This window comes from Aminobacter aminovorans (genome assembly GCF_900445235.1).
Classification (GTDB): domain Bacteria; phylum Pseudomonadota; class Alphaproteobacteria; order Rhizobiales; family Rhizobiaceae; genus Aminobacter; species Aminobacter aminovorans.
Genome location: NZ_UFSM01000002.1, coordinates 412,270 through 420,426, shown reverse-complemented (window position 1 = coordinate 420,426; position 8,157 = coordinate 412,270). Strand labels below are relative to the sequence as shown.

The 8,157-nt window shown below is 61.4% G+C and carries 7 protein-coding genes; 2 read left to right on the top strand and 5 right to left on the bottom strand.

From position 1 onward, the window contains the following. Nucleotides 1-101 precede the first annotated feature (101 nt). A complete protein-coding gene (locus DY201_RS26560; protein ID WP_165915996.1) occupies nt 102-1,016 on the top strand; it encodes a LysR family transcriptional regulator in 915 nt (304 codons plus the stop codon). Nucleotides 1,017-1,173: 157 nt separating this feature from the next. Then, nucleotides 1,174-2,145 (top strand): SMP-30/gluconolactonase/LRE family protein, encoded by a 972-nt coding sequence (locus tag DY201_RS26555; RefSeq protein ID WP_165915997.1) that lies wholly within the window; start codon nt 1,174-1,176, stop codon nt 2,143-2,145. A 391-nt stretch (nt 2,146-2,536) separates the two neighbouring features. On the opposite strand, the gene DY201_RS26550 is transcribed toward DY201_RS26555, so the two are convergent. Genes DY201_RS26550 through DY201_RS26530 form a run of 5 tightly spaced genes read right to left on the bottom strand, consistent with a single transcriptional unit; the run spans nt 2,537 to nt 8,075 of the window. Further along, a complete protein-coding gene (locus DY201_RS26550; protein WP_165915998.1) occupies nt 2,537-3,466 on the bottom strand; it encodes a nucleoside hydrolase in 930 nt (309 codons plus the stop codon). 4 nt (nt 3,467-3,470) lie between these two features. After that, nucleotides 3,471-4,487: a nucleoside hydrolase gene (locus DY201_RS26545; RefSeq protein ID WP_115734295.1), complete on the bottom strand. Its 1,017-nt coding sequence runs from the start codon at nt 4,485-4,487 to the stop codon at nt 3,471-3,473. A gap of 29 nt (nt 4,488-4,516) precedes the next feature. Then, a complete protein-coding gene (locus tag DY201_RS26540; RefSeq protein WP_115734294.1) occupies nt 4,517-5,491 on the bottom strand; it encodes an ABC transporter permease in 975 nt (324 codons plus the stop codon). After that, nucleotides 5,479-6,519, bottom strand: a complete 1,041-nt coding sequence (locus DY201_RS26535) for an ABC transporter permease (RefSeq protein ID WP_115734293.1) — start codon at nt 6,517-6,519, stop codon at nt 5,479-5,481. Before DY201_RS26535 ends, DY201_RS26540 begins: the two co-directional genes overlap by 13 nt. Continuing rightward, nucleotides 6,516-8,075, bottom strand: a complete 1,560-nt coding sequence (locus tag DY201_RS26530; RefSeq protein WP_115734340.1) for an ABC transporter ATP-binding protein — start codon at nt 8,073-8,075, stop codon at nt 6,516-6,518. Before DY201_RS26530 ends, DY201_RS26535 begins: the two co-directional genes overlap by 4 nt. Nucleotides 8,076-8,157 lie beyond the last annotated feature (82 nt).

The window sequence follows — 8,157 nt, the reverse complement described above, 5'->3', positions numbered from 1 at the left end:
GCACGGCTCCTCAGATGATTTGAGGCTATCGCACTGGCCGGTCCTCCACTATCGCTAGAATGTCTATACCGCTTCAACGATTCCTGCATAACGGTGCCAAGATGGACCTGAAACTTGTCGAGTGTTTCCTGCGCGTCGCTGAGTTCGGTAGTATGAACAGGGCGGCAGCCGACCTGAATCTTTCACAACCGTCGCTGTCCCGGAAAATAGCCCTTCTTGAAGGCGAGATCGGCTCAGCACTCTTTCGCCGAGATACGACCGGGACCCGCCTCACCGAGGCAGGCATGGTGCTGGCCGGCAGGGCGCCGCAATTGCTGCGCGAAGCCGAATTGATCAAGAAGGAGATCGTCCAGGAAAGCTCGAATTCGGTCGCCCTGGCGTTGCCATCCTCATTGAACAGGCTGCTTGCGATACCCTTCATCGAGGCGACGGTGAGGGAGCATCCTCACTACTCGCTGCACGTATCCGAGATCGTTTCAAACGCGCTGGAGATCTGGATGCAGCGGCGAACGCTGGATGTCGCGATCACCGCCTTGCAGCCCCGGACACAGCGCTTCAAGCTCACGCCGCTGATCCGAGAGCCGATGATGCTGGTTGGATCGGCGGACAAGGGGCTGTCGGTCGACGAACCGGTCACCGCCGAGTTCGCCGTCCAGCACAGGCTGGTCTTGCCCGAGGCCGGCAATCCCATTCGTCGCTATCTCGAGCAGAAGCTGGGCTCAGGCAATCTCAGCATCAATACCGTCGTTGACGTCGAATCCGTTTCGCTTTGCTACGAACTGGCGCGGGCCGGCGTCGGCTTCACGATGCTTCCCTACTCGTCGATCTACGAACACCGGCGTGACGACAAAGTGACGATGGCGACGATCCAGGGTTTCGACGTGACATGGGCGCTTGCCGTCAATCGGTACCGAATGCATTCCGCAGCAGTCACGCAGGTGGCCGAGAAGCTTCACCAATTCGCCGTCAGTCGTGCCGTCGATCCGGTCTGGAGGTTTGCCAGCCTGGTCGGGTAACAACTCCTGACCACGCGTCTCCAACGGGTTTTCAAAGCATAGTCCGATCAGACGATGTTTCCGAAGTCGCAGTTGCCAACCCTGAATAGGCATACGGAAAACCTGTCGATGGGAGAGGCAAATGCTCAGGTTTGGTGCGTTACTAGCGTTTTCTTTATTGCCAGTTGTTAACCCGGCCGCTGCTGCCGAATGGCGAATTCTTGCACAATTCGATGACGCGCCCGAAGGGCTGGTCGCCGATAAGGATGGTGGCCTCTATGTCAGTCTTTTCCACTCCGGCCTTGTCATGCGGGTGGCAAAGGACGGCAAGGCTACCAAGATTGCCGATCTGCGAAGTGTCATCGGTGATGCCAAGGGCAGCACGGTCGGTCTCGAATGGGATCGCAAAGATACGCTTTACGTCGCCTTCTCGGAATATTCCAAGGGCTTCCCGTGGCCGGCCAAGGCCAATCTTTCCGTCGAAGCTTGCGGCGATTCCACAGTCACCAAGTCTGGCCTGTACAAGGTTACCATTTCGACAGGCAAAGTAGAGCCGGTGGTGACACGCGCCGATGGCTACCCGTTTTGCTTTCCCGACGATCCGGTGATGGCGCCGGATGGCAAGATCTACCTCTCGGACCTCAGCCTCCAGGCGATCTGGAAGATCGACCCGGAAGCGAAGTCCGCCGAAATCTGGTCGAAGGATCCGCTGTTCAGTCCTGGTGACAAGTCGCTGAGCGGCTATCCGGTCGGGGTGAATGGCATCACTCTGTCGGCCGATGCCAAGACCCTCTACGGCGTCACCGGCGGCATCCCGATGCTCGTCAAGGTGCCCGTCAAGGACGACGGCAGCGCTGGACCGGCTGAAATGCTGGCCTTCGGTTACGACAACATGGACGGGTTGGAACTCGACACTGACGGCAACTTCTACCTGACAGAGACGACGCGCAGCGAGATCTGGAAGGTCAGTGCCGACGGCAAGAAACGCCAGCAGCTCGGCAATCCGCTCGAGGCGCCGCTCGGCGCACCCGCGAGCATTGCCATTGCCAATGGAGAGATCTGCGTTACCAACTTGAATTTCTTCAAGCACCTGCCGCCGGAAAAGGCCAACTCCATCGCCTGTTCCAAACTGGAGAATTCACTCTGGTAGGCAACGCCCTGCCGGCGGGAGCTGTTCAGCGCTCGTACGCTGCCTGTCCGCAATCTCCTCACTTGGCGAAGCGGTGGTACCAAGTGAGGTTCAGGTTTCAAACAAGACGTTCATGGGTTGGCGAATTTACGAGAGGTCGACTGGACGCCGGCGGGCAATCTTGCGCAGGCCCCGCACCAGTAGCCGAGGTTGCCGCTCAAGACTTGCGATTTCGGCAAGACGCCGGCCTGTCGCTTGCGCTTGCATCGCGGCTAGCACCGATGGCCCGACAACCGTATTCGATTGTCGGAAAGCAAAATGCTCAAGTTCAACGATCTGGAGCGATGAAATTACGGGCGGCGGCTGGTGCCAGGTAGTGCCGCCGCCCACCTTCAACGTCTGGGCGCTGCGCTCAATCCCGGAGGAGATCGAACATCAGCTTGAAGAAACGGTCGGCATCGACTTCGTAGGCGATCCTGGCGTTGTCTTTTTCGCCACGCTCGCCCCAGAAATCGGCAACCGTCGCGCCGAAGGTATGGGTGCCAGTAAGGTCCACGGCAATGTGGGCCGGACGGGTCTTGACCAGTGTTGGATCGATCGCCAGCGCCAAGGCCAACGGGTCGTGCATGGCGCCACCGACGCCCATCGAGTTGCGGTGAAGCTTCTCGTAGAACAGCAGCCAATCGTTAACGAGCCTGCCGAGCGGCGTGTCGATCGTAGCCAGCTCGGCATACTGCGCTTCCTCGACCAGCACCTGCATGGTGACGTCGAGGCCGACCATCAGGATCGGCACGCCGGAATCGAGCACGATCTTCAGCGCCTCGGGGTCGCAGAAGGCGTTGAACTCGGTCGGCGTTATGATCTCGCTCTTGCGGTAGAACACGCCGCCCATCCAGATCAGCTCCTTGATCTTGGGCAGCACTTCAGGGTGCTTGAGGATCAGCAGGCCGATATTGCAGAGTGGACCGGTGGCGACGACGAGCAGCGGCTCGGACGCGGCCAGAAGCTTCTCGGCGAGGAAGTCAACGGCATGCTGGTCGACCGGCTTGATGGTGGCCTGCGGCAGGTAGGGCGAGCCCTCGAGGCCACTCGGGCCATCGGCAGTGCCAAGCACCAGCGGTCGCGCCAGCGGGCGGTGGCAGCCGGCCGCGACAGGCACCCCGCCGGCGCCGATGTATTCAAGAATGCGCAGGGCGTTGGTCGTCGTCTTCTCCAGCTCGGCATTGCCGCAGGTGGTGGTGACGCCGAGCAGCTCGATGGCAGGCGAGCGATGCGCCATGACCAGGGCGATGGCGTCGTCGTGGCCGGGATCGCAGTCGAAGAGAATGGGTGTGGCTGTCATGATGTCACTCTGCCGCCCGGTCGTAGCGCGCGATGGTTGCTTTGAACATTTCGAGGAAACGGCGACCTTCGAGGTCGGTGCCGATGCGGGTGGTTTTGGGGCCGCCGCCAGGCAGGATCTGGAAGCCGCGATAGGCGACCGTCTGGCCGCGCGAAACGCTGCCATCGATCAGCACGTCGACGAACAGTGGCTCGGTCAGCGATGCAAGTTCGGGGTCGAAGGCAAGCGCCACTGTGATGACGTCGTCGAGTGGGAAGCCGACGAGGCCAAAGAACTCGCGCCAGATGTCGATGTAGATCGGAAACACCTCGGCGATCATGTCGAGGACGGGATTATCCTCGGCCTTCGCCTGCATGTCGGCGATGTCGTCGCGCGTGAGCATCGAGGTGGCAACGCGGTTGTCCTCGCAGATGTCGAGCGGCACGAGGATCTTGTCGACCTCGGCATTGAGCACGATGCGCGACGCCTCCGGGTCGGCCCAGATGTTGTATTCGGTCACCGGGGTGATGTTGCCCGGCGTGGTGAAGGTACCGCCAAGCACGATCAGGCGCTTGAGCGCGGCCGCGAGCCGCGGCTCCTGCAGGAAGGCCATCGCCGCATTGGTCAGCGGGCCGGTGGTGACCAGCGTGATCTCGCCTGGATTGGATATCACCGTATCGATGATGAAATCGACGGCGTGACCCGGCGTCGCCTTGCGCTTCGGCTCGGGCGCGGGCGGGTTGAATTTCTTCAGCCGGTCACCGAAGCGCGCGGTGAGCGTCTTTTCGAAATGCACCGGCGCTTCCATGGCCGCCTTGGAATGGCCGACGATCGGGCGCCAGGCGCCGGCATAGACAGGAATGTCGTCGCGGCCAGCAAGCGACAGCGTGTTGAGGACGACATTTGTGACCTGCTCGATGGGGCCAGCCGCACCGGTGCAGGTCGTCACGGCCTCCAGCTTGACATTGGGGTTGGCCGCGGCAAACAGCACGGCGAGAATATCGTCGCCAGCTGAATCCACGTCGAGAATAATACGTTCCATTCCTTGGTAAAGCCCTTCAGCGTGAGAGGTTACTTGCCGGACTCGGCCGGCCTGTTGTCGACCGAGAGCAGCTTGCGCATGCTCTCCAGTGTTTCGCGGATGATCTTCGGACGGCTGCGGTAAGACAGCGCAAACAGTGCCGTCAGCGCCACCAGATAAGGCACCGCCAGGATCAGGTAGGACGGGAAGCCGAAGGTCTGGAGCCTGAGCGAAAACGCGTCGGCGAAACCAAACAGCAGGCAGCCCGCCAGCACCTTCAACGGGTTGCCGTTGGAGAAGATCAGGATGGCCACAGCCATGAAGCCACGACCCGAAGACATGTTTTCGGTGAACATGGTGATGTAGCCAAGCGAAAGGTGCGCGCCGGCAAGGCCGGCGAGCAGGCCGCACAGCAGCGAGGCGATATAGCGAACGCGCGTGATCGAAATGCCGAGCGCCTCTGCAGCCTCGGGTTTTTCGCCAACGACGCGGATGTAGAGGCCAAGGCGCGTGCGTTTGTAAAACAGCACCAGCAGCGGCACGGCGATGAAGGCGACGTAAACCATCGGCGTGAAGCCGTTGATCAGAGGCGCCCATGAGCCGAGGATATCGCGGGCGCCGGGTATCTGCACCTTGGGCAGGCCGACGATGCCCTTGCCGACGATCGAGCCGCGGGTACCGAAGATCGCCTTCATCAGCGAAATCGTCATGCCTCCGGCCAGGATGTTGAGCGCCAGGCCCACGACCACTTCATTGGCCCGGAAGCTGACGACCAGGACGGCGAACGCGAGCGCGAACACCAATGCCGCCGCGACACCACAAGCGACGCCGACCAGGGCTGAGCCCGACCAGATCGAACCCAACACGGCAAAGAAGGCGCCGACCAGCATCTGGCCTTCGAGGCCGATGTTGAAGATGCCGGCCTTGGTGGTGAACGAGCCGCCTAGAGCGACGAGCAGGATAGGGGCCGTCATCCGCAAGGTGGCAACGAGCAGAGCGACGTTGAAAAGGCTCAGAATTTCCATCGGCGCTCTCCTGCCGTGCTGTCACCGCGACGCTTCATCAGAACCTGGGCCGAGACGCTCAGGATGATCAGCGCCTGGATCACGGTGATGATTTCGCGCGAGGCGTTGGTATCGGTCTCAAGCAGCAGCGAACCGTTGCGCAGCGCGCCGAAAAACAGCGCCGTCACGATGGTGCCGATCGGCGAACCATTGGCGAGCAAGGCCGCGATCAGGCCGTCGAAGCCGAAGCCAGGGGCGAAACCTTCCATGAAGCGGTGATGCACGCCAAGCGTTTCGATGCCGCCGGCCAGGCCGCCGACCGCACCCGATGCCAGCAGCACCAGGAAACCCTGGCGCTTGACGTCGATGCCGCCATATTCGGCGAATTTCGGCGCCGAGCCAACCATCGAGATCGAATAGCCTTTGGCCGTCGAACGGAAGAACCAGGCAACGAAGAGCGCCAGCACCAGGCCGATGATCAGGCCCCAGTTGAGCCGCGAGAAGGCAAACAGCTCTGGCAGATAGGCGCTCGCCAGGATTGGTGGGGTCTCCGACCAACCGCCGGGACGCTTGAACAGGAAGATGGTGAGGTAGGAGGTCAGCAGCACCGCGACGTAGTTGGACAGGATCGTCGAGACGACCTCGTTTGTGCCGTAGCGCGTGCGGAAGAAAGCCGGGATCGAAACCCAGGCCGCGCCCGCGATCACGGCAACCGCCATGGCGACCACGACATGCAGGCCGGGCGGCAGCGGCATGGCGAAACCGACCCAGGCGGCAGCAAAGCCACCGAGAAACAATTGTCCCTCGATGCCGACATTGAACATGCCACCGCGCAGTCCGATGCAGGCGGCGATACCGCAGATCAGGATCGGCGTGGTCTGCAGCAATGTGCCGGCGATCTTTGCCTGGTCGCCGAAGGCTCCGCGCATCAGGGTCATAAACACCTTGATGGGGCTTTCATCGATGAGCATGATGATCACCGCGCCCATGGCGAGTGCGATCAGGACGGCGACCAGCTGGCCGGAGAACGCACGCAACTTGTCGTTCACGACGCCACCTCGTCTGAAACGTTTTTCGGTTCGAGACCTGCCATCATCATGCCGATCCTTTCGCTGTCGGCGCTGCCACCTTCGACTTCACCCATGATCCGGCCGTTGAACATCACAAGGATGCGGTCGGCCAGGGTGAGCAGTTCGTCGAGCTGCACCGAAATGACGAGCACCGCGCGGCCAGCGGCACGCTGGCGCATGATCTCGTCGTGAATGGATTCCTGCGCACCGATGTCGACGCCGCGCGTTGGCTGATCGATCAGCAGGAAGTCGGCCTCATTGGTGAATTCGCGCGCCAGAACGACCTTCTGGATGTTGCCGCCGGACAGCCGCTTGACGGTGTCTTCGGGCCCACGGGCGCGGATGTCGAAACGTTTGATCATCTCGACGGTCTGGGTGGCCGCTGCACGCCAATCGAGGATGCCTTTGCGGCTCCACGGCGCTTTGTCCTGGCGCCCCATCAGAAGATTGGACGAGATAGAAGCATTGCCGTCGACGCCCCGCACCAGCCGGTCGCCAGGTACGTGGGCAAGACCGGCTTCGCGAATTTCAGACGTCGAAAGAACGGTTAGATCACGGCCCTTGAGCATCGCCGAGCCATGGCTGGCGGGACGCAAACCGGCCAGCACTTCGGCAAGCTCGGTCTGGCCGTTGCCGGCGACACCGGCAATGCCCACGACCTCGCCTGATCGTACGGTGAAGCTTGCATCACGCAAAGCCGGAAGGCGGCGGTCGTCGCGTGCCCACAGGTTCTTGACGTCGAGCACCACCTTGCCATCCGACTTTTCACGCGGGCGGCGATCGAAGCTGACATCGCGGCCAACCATCATGCGCACCATGTCAGCCTTGGTCAGCTCGGACGTAGGGCCCGTCGCGACATGCTTGCCATGGCGCAGCACGGTAACCGTGTCTGAAACCTCGATCACCTCCTCGAGATGATGCGAGATGAAGATGACGGTCATGCCGCCAGCAACGAAGCCACGCAGCGTCTGGAACAGCTCGCGGCTTTCCTGCGGCGTCAGCACTGCGGTCGGCTCGTCGAGGATGATGGTGCGCGCCCCGCGCGCCAGAACTTTCAGTATTTCGATTCGCTGCTCGATGCCGACGGAGAGCAGCGAAACGCGCTCCTCAGGGTCGACCTTGAGACCGAAACGTTCGGACAGTTCGCGGGTCTTTTCGATCTGGGCCGTATGGTCGATCAAGCCGTTGCGGCGGATTTCCATGCCAAGGAAAACATTGTCGGCAACTGACAACGACGGCACAAGCTTGAAGTGCTGGTGTACCATGCCGAGGCCGGCTGAGATTGCGGTGGCGGGATCGCCGACCACCATGTCCTGACCGTTCAAACGGATCGTGCCTTGGTCGGGCTGCAGCAACCCGAAAAGGATGTTCATCAACGTCGTCTTGCCGGCGCCGTTTTCACCAATGATGGCGTGGATCTCGCCGCGTTTGACGATGAGATTGACGTCCTCATTGGCAACGAATGCACCGAAACGCTTGGTGATACCGATCAATTCGACGGCGGTTTCGGCAGGTCCTGCCTCTGGTGCCGTCATGGCTGGCGACGTGGTCGACAACATAGCCTCGCAGCTTCAGATCTATCCGTCCCGCAAACCGGGACGGACACATCTCTACCTA